We start from the raw sequence: 16636 nt of genomic DNA, 5'->3' as shown, positions 1-16636 counted from the left end.
GCCGGGAGAGGCTGCCGGGGGTGACGGCGCGCACCTTCGCGGGACCGGCTCGGTTTCGCGGCCGAACGGCCCGGGCGATACGGTGACGACGAAAGCTGAGCGCTTCTTTCATGATGTATCCCGGTATGGCGGGGGTCCGGTGACGCCGTCGAACGTTTCGATGATGATCATCTGCCCCTGATGACAGGCCGGGCATTGCCGGAGGGAATGCCCGGTAAGGTCCTCGTAGCGGTCGCGGTAGTCCTTCGCCGAGCAGCTGTTCGATGCCTCTGGAGCCGGCATGCCGAGCAGGTCGCGGCAGTGGGCGAGCTTTTGCGCGCGATGGCGATTGCCGAGGAAGCCGTAATAGCGGATGCGATGGAAGCCGTCGGGCAGGACATGCAGCAGGAAGCGGCGCATGAACTCGTCGGCCGAGACGGTCATGACCTTTTGCCGATTGCCGTGCCGATAGTCCTTCCAGCGGAAACGAACGGCGCCATCCTCGATGGCGACGAGGCGGTTGTTGGAGATGGCGACGCGGTGGGTGTAGCGGCCGACGTAGTCGAGGACCTGTTCGGGTCCGGCGAAGGGCGGCTTGGCGTAGATCACCCACTCGGCCTTTCGAAGGGGCGCCAGATAGCGCCGGAAGGCGTCGCGCTCGCTCAGGGCCTGCAAGCTAGAGAAGAACTTCAACTGGCCGGCCGCGAAGGCTTTCTCCAGGTGCTCCAGAAACAAGCGTCGGAACAGGCGTGAGAGCACCCGGACCGGCAGGAAGAAGCCGGGTTTGCAGGCAATCCATCGCGTGCCGTCGGCAGAAAGGCCACCGCCTGGGACGACGCAGTGCAGGTGGGGATGGTGCAGCAAGTTCTGGCCCCAGGTGTGCAGCACGGCGAAGAAGCCGATCTCGGCACCCAGGTGTTTGGGATCGGCGGCAATGGTGCGCAGTGTCTCGGCGGTGGCGCGGAAGAGCAGACCGTAGACGAGCGCCTTGTTCTGATAGGCGATGGCGGCAATGTCACCCGGCAGCGTGAAGACGACGTGGAAGTACTGGGTGTCGAGAAGCTCGGCGCGACGGTCCTCCAGCCATTGCGCGCGGGCCAGCGATTGGCAGCGGGGACAATGTCTGTCGCGGCAGCTGTTGAAGGCGATGCGCTGGTGGCCGCATTGATCGCACTGCTCGATATGCCCGCCGAGCGCGGCGGTGCGGCAGAGTTCGATCGCCGTCATGACGCGACGCTGCGCGGTGCTGAGCGACGCGTCATGCTGCACGCGATAGGCTTCGCCATAGCGGCGGAATATATCCGCCACCTCCGGCCCCGAGCGGGCCATCGGCTTGAGCTCAGAAGTACTGAGGCTTGGCCGGCGGCGGCGGGGTGGGGGCCGGACGCGGTAAGAGCTCGTACGGGCTCGACGTGGCGCAGACCTTGTTGGTGGCAATCCGCAGGTAATGGGCGGTGGTCGCGAGGCTGCGGTGACCGAGCAGCAGTTGAATGGTGCGCACGTCGGCGCCGGCCTCCAATAGATGGATGGCAAAGGCGTGCCGCAGACTGTGCGGCGTGACCGGTTTGGGCAAGCGGGAGAGGTCGCGCGCTTTCGCGCAGGCTTGTCCCACCGCATCCCTGGTGATCGGCTGGCCGGCACGATCGCCGGGGAAGAGCCACGCCTCTGGCCGGCGCACCTTCCAATAGCTGCGCAGGATCTCCAGCAGCTTGGGCGACAACATCACGTAGCGGTCCTTCTGGCCTTTGCCCTGCTCGACGCGGATGACCATTCTCTGGCTGTCGATGTCCGTGGTCTTCAGCTGAACCGCCTCCGAGATGCGCAAGCCGGCGGCATAGCAGGTGGTCAGGATGGCGTGGTGTTTGACGTTGAGGACGCAGCCGAGGAATTGCTGAACTTCCTCGGGGCTGAGGATGACCGGCAGCTTCTGCGGCTTCTTGGGGAACGGGAGGACCTCTTCAGGCGCCCAGTCCCTTTCGAGCGTCACACTGTAGAGAAAGCGCAGCGCAGCGATGGCGGTGTGGATCGAACCGGACGCCAGCTTCTTCTCGTTGGTCAGATAGACCTGATAGGTCCGAATGTCCTCGCGCCCGAGCACGTCCGGCGACTTGCCGAAGTGGCGGGCGAACAGCGACACCTGTTGCAGATAGGAGAGCTGGGTGTTGAGCGCGAAGTTGCGCACCTGCATGTCCTCGCTCATGCGTTGCCGAAGTTGGGTCATGACAAGCTCCTTTGTCCGATGGAATGGGCTGCAAGCAGCCACCCCATGCTCGCGCAGTTGGAGCTCCTATTGAACGCCTGACCGGCACGACAGAGGACGCCATCAAGACCGCGCCGTCGGCGTACACCCCCTTGCCGCTCCGCCGTGGCGGAGCGGGTTAGTCCTAGTGAAGTTATGGCGAGGTGAGCATAACTTCACAAACGGTTTGACATAGGCCGGCGGGATCAACCGCACTTCATGACCAAGTGCCGCGATCTCGCGCGCCCAGTAATGCGCACCCCCGCAGGCCTCGATGCCGACCAGACACGTTGGCTGCTTCTCGAAGAACCGCAACACCTCGGCACGGCGGAGCTTCCAGGCTGACGATTGGAGTCCCCTCGACGTCAGCGGCGTTGAATCTGAAAAACTTGCTTGGCCAAATCCAGCCCGATAGTGGTAATATGCTTCACGGAACGGCTCCTATTTTGTGGCGTTGAATAAACGACCACGTTTTAGCACTCTGATGCTGCGGTAGCGGGTCGTTCCACCTCATCATTACGACGAATACGGCTTCCAGCCGATTGTTGTGTTCGATGGCGACGGCCGGTTCGTCGGTGCGGTCCTGCGACCAGCGAAGCGGCCGAGCGGGGCTGAAATCCGCCCACACCTGCGCCGCCTGGTGCGGGCGGTCCGGAGCAACTGGCCGAACACCGGCATCCTTATCCGGGCCGACGGGCATTACTGCAGCCCGCAGGTCATCGACTGGTGCCGCGCCAACGATGTCGACTTCATCCTCGGCCTGGCGCCCACCACGACCTTGCGCAAGCATGTCGAGGACCTGGAAACCAGCACGATGGCGCGCTTCGAAGCGTCGGCCAAGACGGGCAAGGTCCGCCGCTTCAAGGAGTTCCTGGATGGCGCCGCCAGTTGGAGCCGCGTCGAGCGCCATCGTCACCAACCTTGCAAGTGGCTCGGCCAAGGCGCTCTACGAGGATCTCTACTGCCGGCGCGGAGCGGCCGAGAACCATATCAAGTCGTGGAAGACGCATCTCGCCGCCGACCGCACCTCCTGCACAAGAGCGACGGCCAACCAGTTCCGGCTCTTCCTGCATGCCGGTGCTTACCGGTTGATGTGGGGCTTGCGGGCCGCGATGCCGAAGCGCTCCAGCTTTGCCGTCGCCCAATTCGACACGCTGCGTTTGCGCCTCATCAAAATCGCCGCTCGGGTGGTCGAGATGAAGACGCAAATCCGCCTGCACCTGCCGACCTCCTGCCCGCACCAGCGCATCCTGCGCATCGTCCTCGATCGCATTGCGCGGCTCGTGACGTAGCCGACGGGGCGCAGACGCCCCGAAACAAACCCGCCGACCGCAACCTGCAAACCCCCGCCTTCCATCACGACGGATCACCGCCGGCGCCTGATGAACATTGTGAAAAGCCACCGCAAAGGCAACCAGAGAGCCGCCTCAGGCCGCCGAACGGTCAGCGCCGTGCATCAAGCGGGCTAGCAATATCTCGATACCTCGAAAAGCTGAGGTGCAGAGCCGGCCGGCCTTCCCGTGGCCGGTGCCCACATACTGCCGCCGACCAGGCGTCCGAAGAATGTGCTGCCGCAGAGCGGCTCCGTAAGCGCCCTCTTGAAATATGCGCCGCGGTCTGGTAACTGAACGGCTGAAAGCGAATTGTCGTCATTATGTAGACAAACGTGGTATCTCCGCTTGTCCTCTGCGCAGCTGTGGTGTTCGCCAGTCTGAGGAACCAAATGCACTGGAACAAGACCTTCACGATGGTGGAAGCACACGCCGAAGGAGACGTCGGTCGTGTCGTCACCGGCGGTGTCCTATCGATTCCGGGCAAGACCATCCTCGACAAATTGCTATACATAAACAACGTTGACGACCGGCTGCGCCGCTTCCTGGTGAACGAGCCCAGGGGATGCGCGCAGATGAGCACGAATCTCCTATTGCCGCCGGTGCATCCCGAGGCCGACGTCGCCTTCATTATCCTGCAGGGCGACAAGGCGCATGCCATGTCCGGCTCCAACAGCATCTGCCTCGTCACGGTGCTTCTTGAGACCGGCATGGTCGAGATGAAGGAGCCCGAGACGGTTGTCACAATCGAAACCGCGGCCGGCCTCGTTAAGGCAGTTGCCAAATGCTCAAACGGGAAGTGCGAGCGCGTCACCCTCGACATGCCGCCGTCGTTTCCGCTGCTGCTGGACGCCGAGGTGGATGTCCAAGGTCTTGGCAAGGTGGTGGTGGACATTTCCTATGGTGGCATCTTCTACGGGCTCATAAATCCCGAGCAGTTCGGCCTGAAGCTCACGACGGAGAATGCCAGGAAGCTGGTCGATATCGGCTGCCGTGTCCAGCGGGCCATCGACATCCAGCTCGACGTCCGGCATCCCGAGATAGCCAGTCTGAGCGGGCTGTCCTACACGATGTTCGTCGGCTACGACGACGAGGGCCGGATGAAAGGCGTCACGGTCGTCCCCCCGGGCCGCGTCGACCGTTCGCCATGCGGCACGGGCAACAGCGCACGGCTCGCGGCCATGTATGCGCGCGGCCAGTTCGCCGAAGGCGAGAAGCGGATCGCGCGCTCGATCATCGACAGCGAGTTCGAGGTCTCGATCATCGGAACGACCAAGGTGGCTGGCAAGCCCGGCATATTGCCTCGGATTTCCGGGCGCGGTTGGATTCACGGCATCCATCAAATCGGCGTCGACCCGACCGACCCCTACCAGCTTGGTTACATGGTGTCCGATTGCTGGGGTGACGCCTTCGACCTGCTCAAGTAATGTCGCGAAGCCTCGTCCTTGGTATGCGGCCGGGACCCTGTTCAGGACGTCACGATCTTGACTTTTGAAGTGATGGATCGCTCCAGAAATTGAAGAAAGTTCCCCTTGAACTGGGCGGCGTGCTCTGCGCCAGTTGCTCGGCGGAGGCTTCCTCGGCACGCACTTGTAGGAGCGGCAGCTCTTCCGGTCGTCGTATGGGAATAACCGAGCGCGGCGATGGGCGAAGGGAAGCAGCAAGCTGCCGCCTTTCAGCGGTGTCGGGGCTGAGCTTCGTTGGAGCCTGCCGTAACGGTGACCGGCTGGCCAGCCTGATCAAAGAGATTGGCTAGCGCGTGCCGGTCTACGATGCCGGGGTGATCGTGTCGGCCGAGCCCCTTTACTTTAACAGCGAGATCGCCAAAGCCGTATCGACGACCTTCACAGGGCTGATGCAACTGATAGGCAATCTGCGGCGCGGCGTGTTCACGCGGCAGCGCGGACACCTCATCGACCTGATCTCCACGTCTCCGCAGGCGTCTACTCCGGAACGTGCGCCACGAGGGAATCGAACGCTTTTCGCTGTGCCCTGCCGCCCTCAAGGACGACATCGTGGATTACGCGACGCGCCTGCCAGGCTGGCCAGCGAAGGGATGGTACTTGATGAGAGTGCTTATGTTTGGAAGTGCCGATGATGAGGCGCCCGTCCGGTAGGCAAGTCTGAGGTCACGGGTGAATCTCCACGTTGTAAGGTGCGGACCCATCGAAAACCCGTTGACAAAAACATATAAACGACAATATGTCGACATTAAGCAGAGTTGACCGAAGCTAAGCCCACGCGAGACGCCCTCTCGCATGGTTATTCCACTGTGCCTTCATATGGATGGATGGAGATTTGAAATGCAGATACCTCAACTGAGCGGCATCCTGACGGCCCTCGCTACCCCCTATGATGACAGCGGCCGTCTGGATCTTAAGGCTTTGGACAAGCTGGTTGAGTTTCTCATCTCCAACGGCGTGCATGCCATCATCCCCGGCGGCTCCACCGGTGAATACTATTCCCAGACCCTCGAGGAACGGAAAGCCGTCCTGGCGCGCGTGGCCGAGATCGTGAGGGGCCGCATCCCGCTTTACGTCGGGGCCAACAGCATGCGGCCCGAGGAGACGATTGAGGTCACGAAGTACGCCGAAGGTCTAGGCTACGGGGCGCAATTGCTCGCGGCTCCGCCTTACTCCCTGCCGGGCAAGTCGGAACTTATTGAGCATTTCCGCAACATCGCCAAGAGCACATCACTGCCGATTATCCTCTATAATTTCCCTGCTCGCACCGGCGTGGACATGGATAAGGAGTTCCTCGAGGGCGTCCTCGATATCAAGAAGATCTTTGCCATCAAGGAATCGAGCGGTTCGATCTCACGCTATTACCAGCATATGGTGCTCTATCCCGAACTGCAACGCGTCTGCGGTTTCGATGATCAGGTCCTCGATCAATTCCTGTGGGGCACGCGCTCCTGGATCGCCGGTGCTTCCAACTTCCTGCCGGCAGAACACGTTGCCCTCTATATTGCGTGCGTGGAGAAGGAAGACTTCCTGCTGGGGCGTAAGCTGATGAAGGCGATGATGCCTTTGATCTATTTGCTGGAGAATGGAGGCAAGTTCAACCAGTACGTCAAATACGGTGCTTCGCTTGCTGGCTTTCCGATCGGCGATGTCCGCGCGCCGCTGATCGGCCTGTCCGATGCCGAGCGCTCCAAGTTCCGCAAGCTCTACGAAGAGCTCAAGTCGCAGAACATCGCCTCCTGGGTAAACTAAATAAGAGCCGGTTGAGGACATAATATGACCGTCAAAATCAAGATCCCAGCGACCTTCGAGACCCGCCCGTTCATCAACGGCGACTATCGCAGCACCGAACGCGGCGAAACGTTTGCGACCTTCAACCCTGCCACGGGCAAGGAACTAGCGCAGGTTTCCTCTGGCGATGAAGCCGACATCGACAGGGCTGTCGCAGCCGCGCGCGCTGCGTTCGAAAGTGGGTCGTGGTCGCGCCAAACGCCGCGCTACCGCAAGAAGACGCTGCTGCGCTTCGCCGAGCTGATCGAAAAAAACATCGAAGAGCTTGCCCTGATTGAGACCCTCGACTGCGGGAAACCTCTGAACGATTCCCGCAACGTCGATCTTCCCGACAGCATCGAGACCCTGCGCTGGCATGCTGAGGCGACGGACAAACTCTACGACCAGATGTCTCCAGCCCCGCTCGACATCGTTTCCATGATCGTGCGCGAGCCAGTCGGAGTCGTCGGCGCGGTCCTGCCGTGGAACTTCCCGCTGTTCGTCGCCATGTGGAAGATTGCGCCTGCGCTGGCTACTGGCAATTCCATCGTCATCAAGCCGGCGGAACTGACCTCGCTTTCGATGCTCCGCCTTGCGGCCATCGGCGCCGAAGCGGGTCTTCCGGAAGGCGTGCTCAACGTCGTGCCGGGCATGGGCCCGACCGCGGGCCGCGCGCTCGGCCTGCACATGGATGTCGACTGCATCAGCTTCACGGGTTCCGGCGAGGTCGGCCGCTACTTCCTGAAATACGCCGCCGATTCGAACATGAAGCGTATTGTCTTGGAATGTGGCGGCAAGAGCCCGGCCATCGTCCTTGATGACGTGAACGACTTCACCCCGGTGGTCGAGCAGATTGCGACCGGGTTCCTGTTTTGCCAAGGGGAGAACTGCTCCGCCGGCACGCGCCTGATCGTCTCCGAGAAAATCCGCGAACCTCTGCTTGCGAAGCTTAAGGAAACTATCAAGACCTGGAAGGTCGGAGACCCGCTGGATTCCGCTACCAAGATCGGCGCGCTGATCGAGGAGCCGCACATGCAGAAGGTCCTCTCTTATATCGAGAAGGGCCAATCCGAGGGCGCGAAGCTGACACTCGGCGGCAATCAGGTATTGCAGGGCACCGGCGGCTACTTCATCGAGCCGACCATCTTCGAAGGCGTGACGAACGACATGGTGGTCGCGCGCGACGAGATTTTCGGTCCCGTCCTGTCAGTCATCAGCGTCCGTGACGACGCCGAAGCCGTCCGCATCGCGAACGATACCAATTACGGTTTGGCGGCGTCGCTCTATACGAACGATCTCAACCGAGCGCACCTGATCGCACGTTCTATCCGTGCCGGCACCGTCTCGGTCAACTGCTATTCCGAAGGCGATTTCGCGGTGCCGTTCGGCGGCTACAAGGAATCCGGCTTCGGCGGGAAGGACAAGGGCTTCGCCGCCCACGACCAGTATACCGAAACAAAGGCCATCTGGATGCAACTGCGCTAGTTGGGCGCAGGAATCCGGATGGACGTCAGAGGAGGGCCGTCGGGGCCGGCCCCGGCCAGTCATTCCTGACCGGGATCGGAAGCATTCGCGTCAGGGGTACCGTATGATCGACGAGATAAGCCAAGAGAAAGACAGGCTCCTCGCACGGCTCTCGGCGCGGAAGCCGGTCTTTTGGATCAACCCGGCCTTGGCGCAATCGCATGACGGCGATGCGTATCGGAACGATATCGCAAGCGCGCAGCGGCGTTTGCGCGATGCCCGCTACCATCTACAGCAGGCTTTTCCGATGACGCGCGGCCTGGCCGGCGTCGTCGAATCCCCGCTTCTTGCCGCCGAAGCTCTCGCAAAGCGCTGGAACATCCCACGCTGGCTCGTCAAGGCTGACCATTCCCTGCCAATTGCCGGATCGATCAAGGCGCGGGGAGGGTTCAACGAGGTGTTCGCCTTCGCAGAACGGGTGGCGGCTGAGAACGGTCTCGCCCGGACGTCCCCGGAGCGGCCGAACTATACGCACCCGGACGCGCGTTCCGTCTTTCTGGGCTATTCGGTCGTTGTCGGCAGCACGGGCAATCTCGGCCTAAGCGTGGGCATGATCGCATCCAGCCTCGGCTTCCGCACCGTCGTGCACATGTCGCGCGACGCCAAGACCTGGAAGAAGAAGCTCCTGCGCGCCAATGGCGTCGAGGTCGTCGAGCATGCCGGAGACTATTCGATCGCCGTCCAGCAGGGGCGCCAAGCCGCCGAAGCCGACCCGAACTGCCACTTCGTCGACGACGAGCATTCGATAGACCTGTTTGCCGGCTATGGCGCCGCCGCAGCCGAACTGGCTTCGCAACTTGAGGAGCGGCGGATTATCGTCGATAACGATCATCCGCTGTTCGTCTATGTGCCTTGCGGCGTGGGCGGCGCGCCCGGCGGGATCACCTACGGACTGAAGTCGCTTTTCGGAAAGAACGTACATTGCTTCTGGGCCGAGCCTTCTGCTTCGCCCTGCATGCTCCTTCAGTTGCTGATTGGCGTTCACCGGAGCGTGTCGGTGTACGATGTCGGTCTCGATAACGTGACGGAGGCGGACGGCCTGGCCGTGGGCAACGCGTCTCCGTTCGTCGCGCCGCTGATGGCCGACAAGGTCTCCGGCATCTACACCGCAAACGACGGCCACATGCTGGACATGATGCTCTCCGTGCGGGACTCCGAAGGCCTCCAGGTCGAGCCTTCGGCGGCCATTGCCTTCCTCGGTCCGCTCTTCCTGACCGCGACCGAGGAAGGCCGCCGTTACGTCCAGGCGCAGGGGCTTGGACGGACTTTGCCGAACGCGACGCACATTTCGTGGACGACAGGCGGCTCGCTGGTACCGGCCGCCGAATGGCAATTGCTTTACGAACGGGCAGAGGCCTTCCGCGGCCAGGTGAGCGTGCTGGCCAACGGCTGGAAGTAGTGAGTAGGCTTGGCGTTGTAGGGAAGGATGGTTGACGACGGGCCTAGGCGACTCGTTTTCGTCATCCGCCCGCATGATCGCAGGCGGATAGCGAATCGTTGGTAAGCGCAAAAGACCTGAAAGGCGCATCTGTCACGAAAATTTGCTAGCGTCGCGCTTGACTGTCGACATAATGTCGTTAATTATTCGAGTGGGATGCTAACCAAAGGGGAACCACTTGATGAGGCATGGATCCGGACTTTTTGGGCTGATTACAGCGGGCCTTCTGGCTTTAGCCGCGGGGTCGTGTTCGACGGCTGCATCCGCCGCCGGCGGCGACACCTTGAAAGCGATCAAGGCGCGCGGCGAGCTGCTTTGCCCCGGCCACAACGGCAGCTACCCGCCTTTCGCCGAAGTCGACGACAAGGGCAACTGGAAGGGTCAGGACATCGACTTCTGCCGTGCGCTCACCGTCGCGATCTTCGGATCGGACAAGAACCTGAAGATCGTGCCCCTGAGTTGGGCTCAGCGCTTTCCGTCCCTGCAGTCGGGCGACGTCGACGTGATCATCAAGGGCACTGGTCTGACCATGTCCCGCAATACGGAGCTTGGCCTGAGCTTCTCGACGCCTTACTTCGTTTCGCCTACGAGCATCATGGTTCGGAAGAGCCTCAACATCATCGATGCGAAGGGGCTGGACGGCGGCACGCTCTGCGTTCCGGCCGGCACTTCGACGGAGGCTTTGGCCGCCAACTTCTTCAAGGGCCACAACATCAACGTGAAGTTGGTCACGTTCGAGAAGTCGGAAGAAGTGTCCGCTGCGTTCTTCGCCGGCCGCTGTGACAGCCTCGTCGACGCGGCGCCGGTCCTCGCCGTGGCGGCGCGGTCGTCGAGCCATCCGAACGACTATACCATCCTCCCGGATGTCATCACCCTCGAGCCGCTGGCGGCTGCAGTTCGCCGTGGCGACGATGACTGGCTGAACCTGATCAACTGGATGTTCTCCTCGATGAGGCTTGCCGAAGACTACGGCATCACCTCCAAGAACGTCGATGAGGCGAAGGCCAAGCCGACGGATGCCACGATCGCCAAGTTGCTCGGCGCCACGCCCGGCATTGGCGCCCGCGTCGGTCTTTCGGATGACTGGGTGTATAACGTAATCAAGCAGGTCGGTAATATCGGCGAGGTCTATGATCACAACCTCGGCGACGGTTCGCCTTACAAGATCCCGCGCGGCATCAACCGCGAGTGGAAGGATGGCGGCGTCTTCTTCCCATGGATCCTCGACTAAGATCTCCCAAGGCCGCAGCGGCGGACCTGCCGGGCCCGACTATTCGGGTCCGGTTCTTGGGTGAAGTTTGACCGATGAAGTCCCGGAGTTTTCATTGATGGATGGCCGGCGCAGCACATCGAATGTCGTCGTTCAGTTCTTCGTATTCGCGGCAGTTTTTTTTGCCTTCGTATCGATTCTGTGGCAAATCCACAGCAACCTCACGGCGCAGGGCCTGACCGCCGGATACGATTTCCTGTTTCGCTCTACCGGCTGGGACATCGCCTTTTCTCCGCTGCCCTATACGATCAACGATTCGTATGTCAGGGTTCTCTTCCTGGGCTATCTAAACACGATCCTTCTCGGCTTGGCGTGTTTGATAACGGCGAGCTTTTTCGGGCTTGTCGTGGGAGCCGCGCGTGCATCGAACCACCCTTTGCTGCGATGGTCGGGAACCTTCTATGTCGAGGCCACGCGAAACATCCCGCTGATCCTGCAGATCATCTTCATATACCTGCTGCTCATCAACGCCCCCGTGACGTCGCGCGCCATCAACTTCGGGGACCTTTTCTTCCTGTCTTCGCGCGGTGTGTTCGTCCCGATCATCAATATCGGCATCCTCGGTAATGTGTGTGTCGCATTGGGGTTGACACTTTGCTTCATCCTGGCGGCCATGTGCGCCGTCAAGCCGGGTTCCGATCGCCGAAGGTATCTTGTCGGGCTAATGGCTGTGGCGGCAGTGATTGTGTTTCTCCTGGCCTTTAACCTCGCCGGCCGGCCTGCGGCCGAATGGCTGAGTATTCCCGAGCGGCAGGGGCTGAACTTCGTCGGCGGCCTGACGATAGCTCCCGAACTGATGTCGATGTTCTTGGGAATAGCGGTCTATGGGGGAGCCTTCATCGGCGAGGTGGTGAGGGGAGGACTGAACGCCGTTCCCCGCGGCACGCTTGAGGCGGCCAAGGTGCTCGGCCTGTCGCCCTGGCAAAGTTTCTTCTACGTCCATTTGCCACAAGCGGTGCGGATCATGATCCCCATGCTGTCCAACCAGTATGTCTGGCTGATGAAGGCGACGACGCTCGGCATTGCGGTCGGGTTCACTGACTTCTTCATGGTCGTATCGACGTCGATCAATCAGACCGCCCACACCATCGAGCTGATCGTCATTCTCCTCATCGGGTTCCTCGTCCTCAACGGCGTCATCTCCGTCGGGATGAACGTCCTCAACAGAGTAGTAAACAAGAGCGGAGCTTCCGTACGATGAGCGCCACTTTTGTCGCCCACCCGTCCACAGTCCCAGTGCAGGAAAGGCGTCCGCCCGAAGCGCCGTCAGCCTTGTCGGTGATCGGCACGGAGCTTTTCGGAAGCTGGCCCAGGATCATCGGGACGGCCATCTTTGCCGTCCCGATTGCTTATCTCGTGTGGTGGGTGCTCGACTGGACCTTCCTGGAAAGCGTCTGGCGCGCTGATGACGTCGAACAATGCAAGGTCGCAGTCGGCGCATGCTGGTCGGTCATCGCCGCGCGCTTCAGGATCATCCTTTTCGGCCTCTATCCCTATGATGACCAGTGGAGGTCGGCGCTCGCATCGTTAGTCATCGTGGTCGTCGCCTTTTTGTCCTGCCTGCCGGCATGCTGGACAGCGAGGAGGGTCATCGTCTGCTGGGTCGCCGGCTTCGCCGCGTATCTGCTGCTCATGTATGGCGGCGTCTTCGGTCTGGCGAAAGTGACAACCGACCGCTGGGGCGGATTGTCGCTCACGCTGTTTGTCTTCTCGGCCCAAACCGTTATCGGCATGCCTTTGGCAATATTGCTCATGATTGGGCGTCGCTCGCATATCTTCGTCATCGCCAAGCTCTCGGCCGGGCTGATCGATCTCCTTAGGGCGATCCCGCTGCTGGCCATTCTGTTCACGGCGGCAGTGGTGGCGCCGTTGGCGCTCCCCGAGATGCTCCAAGGCGACAAGCTGACCAGGGTGGTGATCGGCTACGCGCTGTTCTTCGCGGCCTACCAGGCTGAAATCATCAGAGGCGGCATGCAGGGCGTTTCCGAGGGGCAGGCTGAGGCCGCCCGCGTGCTCGGCCTGGGGAAATGGCAGAGCTTGTTCTACATTTCACTACCGCAGGCCTTTCACAAAGCATTGCCGGCGACGGTCAGCCAGTTCGCGATTGCGTTCAAGGAAACCTCAATCATCACGATCGTCGGTTTCTTCGATATATTGGCATCCGGTCAAGCAGCATACGGAGCCGGCGAATGGTATCCCTATTTCAAGGAAGTATATATTTTCATCGGCATGATATATTTCATTACTGTATTCAGCCTATCGAGGTATGGTGCTTATCTGGAGCGAAGGACGAAAAATGCCAGAATATGACATCAACTCGACCCCCATCATATCCGTGAGCCATCTTGGCAAGTGGTATGGCGATTTTCCGGCGTTGGTCGATGTCAGCCTGGATGTCAGTAAAGGCCAGAAGATTGTGCTGTGCGGTCCGTCGGGCTCTGGAAAGTCGACCTTGATCCGTTGCATCGCCCGTCTCGAGGACCATCAGGAGGGAACACTCTTCGTAGTCGACAAGGAAAGGCAGTCCGGCAAGGCCGCGAGCGAGCGGCTTAACGGCCAGGTCGGAATGGTGTTCCAGCACTTCAACCTGTTTCCGCATCTGACGGTGCTGGAGAACTGCACGCTTGCGCCGCGTCTGGTGAAGAAGCTCAGCGAGCAGGATGCGGAAGCGATCGCGATCAAGCACCTGGAAAAGGTTAAGATCGGCGAAAAGGCGACCTGCTATCCGCCGCAACTGTCGGGCGGACAGCAGCAGCGCGCCGCAATCGCGCGGGCGCTGTGCATGAACCCGACAGTGCTCTTGTTCGACGAGCCGACCTCGGCCCTCGACCCGGAAATGGTTTCCGAGGTCCTGGACACGATGGTCTCCCTGGCCGAGGAGGGCGTGACAATGATCTGCGTCACGCACGAAATGGGATTCGCCAAGCGAGTTGCCGACCTCGTCGTGTTCATGGCCGACGGCAAGATTGTGGAAGTTTCAAAGCCGCAGGAATTTTTCGCCGCGCCACAACATCCACGTGCGCAATTGTTCGTCCGGCAGATCTCCGGGCATTAGTTGCATGAACGGATGTGTGCAAAGTTTTGGTAACCCCGCAGCATGGCATTGGCTTCGGTTTTGTTTCGCCGGAGACCTTCAGATATTCAAGGGCCGCCATTTCGACCAGTCATTGTCGCGTGATGGACGAGGCGATCGACCGCGGCGAGCGTCATGGCGGGATCACCGAAGTTGTCATGATGCCTCCTTCCTTGATCGCCTGTTGCGTGCGATGCGCGCCCGCAGCGTGCTGATCTGGTTGTCCGAGAGTTCGATTTGCCATGGCTGGCCTTTCGTGAGCTGACGCCCCGTGACCCATCCGCGGGCGAGATAGTCGAAGATAACCTGCGGTGTGATACCCAAGGCGGCTGCTGCCCCTTGAACGGAGTAGGTTCCATCCGGCCACCGAGCTGGATTGGCGCCAATCCCGTTGATCTTGACGGTGGGAATGCTCCAGCGTGTCCGCAGAAGCCAGACATTCTCACCTTTGAACGCGCAGCCGCGTGCTGCGACAAAGCCTTCCGCGTTCAGCGTCGCCGCAATCTCCTTGTCCATCTTGCCGTCGGCATTCAGCTCCGTCACGCGCTCGCGCAATCTCTCGATATCGATGTAGTTGGCGTAGGTGTGGACACGCCTTTGAAGAGAATGCTCGCTTGTTGCCCCGGTCTGCCACAGGATCTTGAACCAGACCTGGCCCCGCAACCGCTTCTGATCGAGGACGACCTCGTCAATGATGAGACGCAGGATGCCCTTTCGCTCGGCCGACGTCGTTGAAGGGGCATACCAGATGCCAGGCAGGTCTTCGCCCAGCTTTTGAAGACACTCGCGGTCGGACTCACTCAAGACCAGGGGCTCGTCGGACCGCCACCGTTCGTAATCCTGCTCGACGGCTTCGGCGGCGCGCAGCTTCTCTTCCCAGCCGCGCTCCAGAGAACGCGCCACCAGACGGTTCTCGGGCTCCACCGCGTCGTATTGGCGCCGTGCCCGTTCCGTCTCATAGCGGGCCCGCTCGCGCCTCAGAGCCCACTGTCGCTCGAGCTGACGTGTCTCTTCTTCAATCTGGCCCAGCGCGGCAATGGCGATGGCAATCCTGTCCGGCTTCAAAGCGTCGAGCAGGATGCTTTCAACATGTGCGTCGACGGGCAGCGCGCGCACTTCCTGGCATAGCGGTCCGCCGTCCTGATCGCGGTCGGCACGACACGTGTAGACGGGATAGTTACCTGCAGGACCGCTATAGCGTAGGCTCATCCGGCGACCGCACCGGCCACAAACGGCAATACCCTGCAACAGTGCCGCTCCCTTGCGCGGCACGCCGGAATGGCCAGCCTTATAGCGGTTGATGTTGTTTGCCAGTAGTCTCTGATTCTCCATAAATTCCTCCCAGTCGATGTATCCGGGATGGGCAGACTGAAGACAAACCTCCCAGTCCGCGATGGGGACCTTCACCGTCTTCGGGCGATAGACATCATGGCGAACCCGCCCGCCCTCCGCCCGGTATCGTCCATAAACATACGCCCCGGCATAGGCAGGATTTTGGAGAATGCTGAGAACCCGTGAACTGTCGGCCTCGCGCCACATGATATCGTGCGGAGCGGGACCCATAAGTGGACGCACAGGCAGTGGCAGATCGTTCTTTCGCAAGTATCGCATCACGGCCCGTGCACTGTGAAGCTCGCGGAATTTGGCGAAGACAAGGATGAGCCTTGCCTGCACCTGCTCATCGGGATTGAGAGCAATCCCGCCTGCGCGATCATGGGCCAGTCCGGCGGGAACGGGAAGCCGCAGCTCGCCACGCGCCGCCTTCTGACGTTCGCCCTGATGGAGGCGCTGCCTGATCTGGTGAAGCTCCGCCTCGCTCATGATGCCGGACAGGCCGAGCAGCAGGCGATCGTGGTAAGCGCAGGGATCATAAAGACGTTCGCCGTCGGCAATGATGACGCTGAAGAGCGAGCACAAATCAAGGAGCTGATGCCAGTCGCGATTGTTGCGGGCAAGCCGCGAAGCGTCGAGGCTGATAACAAGGCCGGCATTGCCCAACCCGATCTCGGCGATCAGCTTCTTGAACCCCACCCGCTCAACTGTCCCGGACCCCGATTTGCCAAGATCCTCATCGATGACGTGCACACGTTCATGCGGCCAGCCGAGGGCGACGGCACGATCGACGAGGCGGTACTGCAACTCCGTGCTTTCTTGATGATGCCGCACCTGGTTCACGGAAGACTGGCGAACGTAAATATAAGCGAGCTTGCCGCGATGCGCGGCTGTCACACATTCGTCCGGCCTATTCGACGCTCTCAACATGCCCGTCCGCCTCGAGCAGCGCGCGCGTTGGTCGCATCCGCATCAGCAGGGGAGCAAGGTTCTGTGCGATCTGCTTTTGCGTTTCCGCTGGCAAGTTGAGCCAAGGTCCCGGGAGTGTTGTCATGCCCGGGTTCGGAAGTTCGGTGAAGGTCTGGGACGCTACGCGGTGCAGATTCGACTGGATGTTCATCGCGAATCACCTCCTCGATACGAGAGGCGAATGTGCTGTTCAAATGGTGCATCAATGTGAGCAACGTCCGGGCGTTGATCCGCCCCAACGACTTCGA

General features: G+C 60.9%; 13 protein-coding genes and 2 pseudogenes. 10 read left to right on the top strand and 5 right to left on the bottom strand.

Annotated elements, in window-relative coordinates; all coding sequences use genetic code 11:
- Window positions 1-108 precede the first annotated feature (108 nt).
- The 3 genes and pseudogenes from CGZ66_RS30750 to CGZ66_RS41115 all read right to left on the bottom strand — a co-directional run.
- Window positions 109-1308: an IS91 family transposase gene (locus CGZ66_RS30750; protein WP_095090387.1), complete on the bottom strand. Its 1200-nt coding sequence runs from the start codon at window positions 1306-1308 to the stop codon at window positions 109-111.
- Window positions 1309-1318: 10 nt separating this feature from the next.
- Entirely contained in the window at window positions 1319-2200 is an 882-nt protein-coding gene (locus tag CGZ66_RS30745; RefSeq protein ID WP_095090465.1) for a tyrosine-type recombinase/integrase, read from the bottom strand.
- 192 nt (window positions 2201-2392) lie between these two features.
- Window positions 2393-2649, bottom strand: a pseudogene (locus CGZ66_RS41115) (IS110 family transposase); the annotation flags it as partial.
- A gap of 83 nt (window positions 2650-2732) precedes the next feature.
- Here CGZ66_RS41115 and CGZ66_RS30735 point away from each other — a divergent pair.
- The 10 genes and pseudogenes from CGZ66_RS30735 to CGZ66_RS30695 all read left to right on the top strand — a co-directional run.
- A pseudogene (locus CGZ66_RS30735) lies at window positions 2733-3510 on the top strand (IS1380 family transposase); the annotation flags it as partial.
- A 431-nt stretch (window positions 3511-3941) separates the two neighbouring features.
- On the top strand, window positions 3942-4976 hold the full coding sequence (locus CGZ66_RS30730) for a proline racemase family protein (protein WP_095090549.1): 1035 nt from the start codon (window positions 3942-3944) through the stop codon (window positions 4974-4976).
- 332 nt (window positions 4977-5308) lie between these two features.
- On the top strand, window positions 5309-5647 hold the full coding sequence (locus tag CGZ66_RS39540; protein WP_143748903.1) for a hypothetical protein: 339 nt from the start codon (window positions 5309-5311) through the stop codon (window positions 5645-5647).
- Window positions 5648-5807: 160 nt separating this feature from the next.
- On the top strand, window positions 5808-6764 hold the full coding sequence (locus CGZ66_RS30725) for a dihydrodipicolinate synthase family protein (protein ID WP_206073812.1): 957 nt from the start codon (window positions 5808-5810) through the stop codon (window positions 6762-6764).
- A 24-nt stretch (window positions 6765-6788) separates the two neighbouring features.
- Window positions 6789-8267, top strand: coding sequence for an aldehyde dehydrogenase (locus CGZ66_RS30720; protein WP_095090463.1), 1479 nt, complete (start codon window positions 6789-6791; stop codon window positions 8265-8267).
- Between the two features lie 103 nt (window positions 8268-8370).
- Window positions 8371-9705, top strand: coding sequence for a D-serine ammonia-lyase (locus CGZ66_RS30715; RefSeq protein ID WP_095090462.1), 1335 nt, complete (start codon window positions 8371-8373; stop codon window positions 9703-9705).
- A gap of 322 nt (window positions 9706-10027) precedes the next feature.
- Window positions 10028-10975: a transporter substrate-binding domain-containing protein gene (locus CGZ66_RS30710; protein WP_167392311.1), complete on the top strand. Its 948-nt coding sequence runs from the start codon at window positions 10028-10030 to the stop codon at window positions 10973-10975.
- A gap of 67 nt (window positions 10976-11042) precedes the next feature.
- Window positions 11043-12215, top strand: a complete 1173-nt coding sequence (locus CGZ66_RS30705) for an ABC transporter permease subunit (RefSeq protein ID WP_143748902.1) — start codon at window positions 11043-11045, stop codon at window positions 12213-12215.
- On the top strand, window positions 12212-13324 hold the full coding sequence (locus CGZ66_RS30700) for an amino acid ABC transporter permease (RefSeq protein ID WP_095090459.1): 1113 nt from the start codon (window positions 12212-12214) through the stop codon (window positions 13322-13324). Before CGZ66_RS30705 ends, CGZ66_RS30700 begins: the two co-directional genes overlap by 4 nt.
- Entirely contained in the window at window positions 13311-14069 is a 759-nt protein-coding gene (locus CGZ66_RS30695) for an amino acid ABC transporter ATP-binding protein (RefSeq protein WP_095090458.1), read from the top strand. Before CGZ66_RS30700 ends, CGZ66_RS30695 begins: the two co-directional genes overlap by 14 nt.
- A gap of 174 nt (window positions 14070-14243) precedes the next feature.
- Here the strand turns inward: CGZ66_RS30695 and CGZ66_RS30690 are convergent, their stop codons facing one another.
- A complete protein-coding gene (locus tag CGZ66_RS30690) occupies window positions 14244-16316 on the bottom strand; it encodes a recombinase family protein (RefSeq protein ID WP_245331040.1) in 2073 nt (690 codons plus the stop codon).
- A gap of 13 nt (window positions 16317-16329) precedes the next feature.
- Entirely contained in the window at window positions 16330-16539 is a 210-nt protein-coding gene (locus tag CGZ66_RS40430) for a hypothetical protein (RefSeq protein ID WP_095083306.1), read from the bottom strand.
- Window positions 16540-16636 lie beyond the last annotated feature (97 nt).

The organism is Mesorhizobium sophorae (assembly GCF_002270415.1).
In the GTDB taxonomy this organism is placed as follows: domain Bacteria; phylum Pseudomonadota; class Alphaproteobacteria; order Rhizobiales; family Rhizobiaceae; genus Mesorhizobium; species Mesorhizobium sophorae.
Note: the sequence above shows the minus strand (reverse complement) of the source record. Positions and strands in the feature narration are given on the sequence as shown.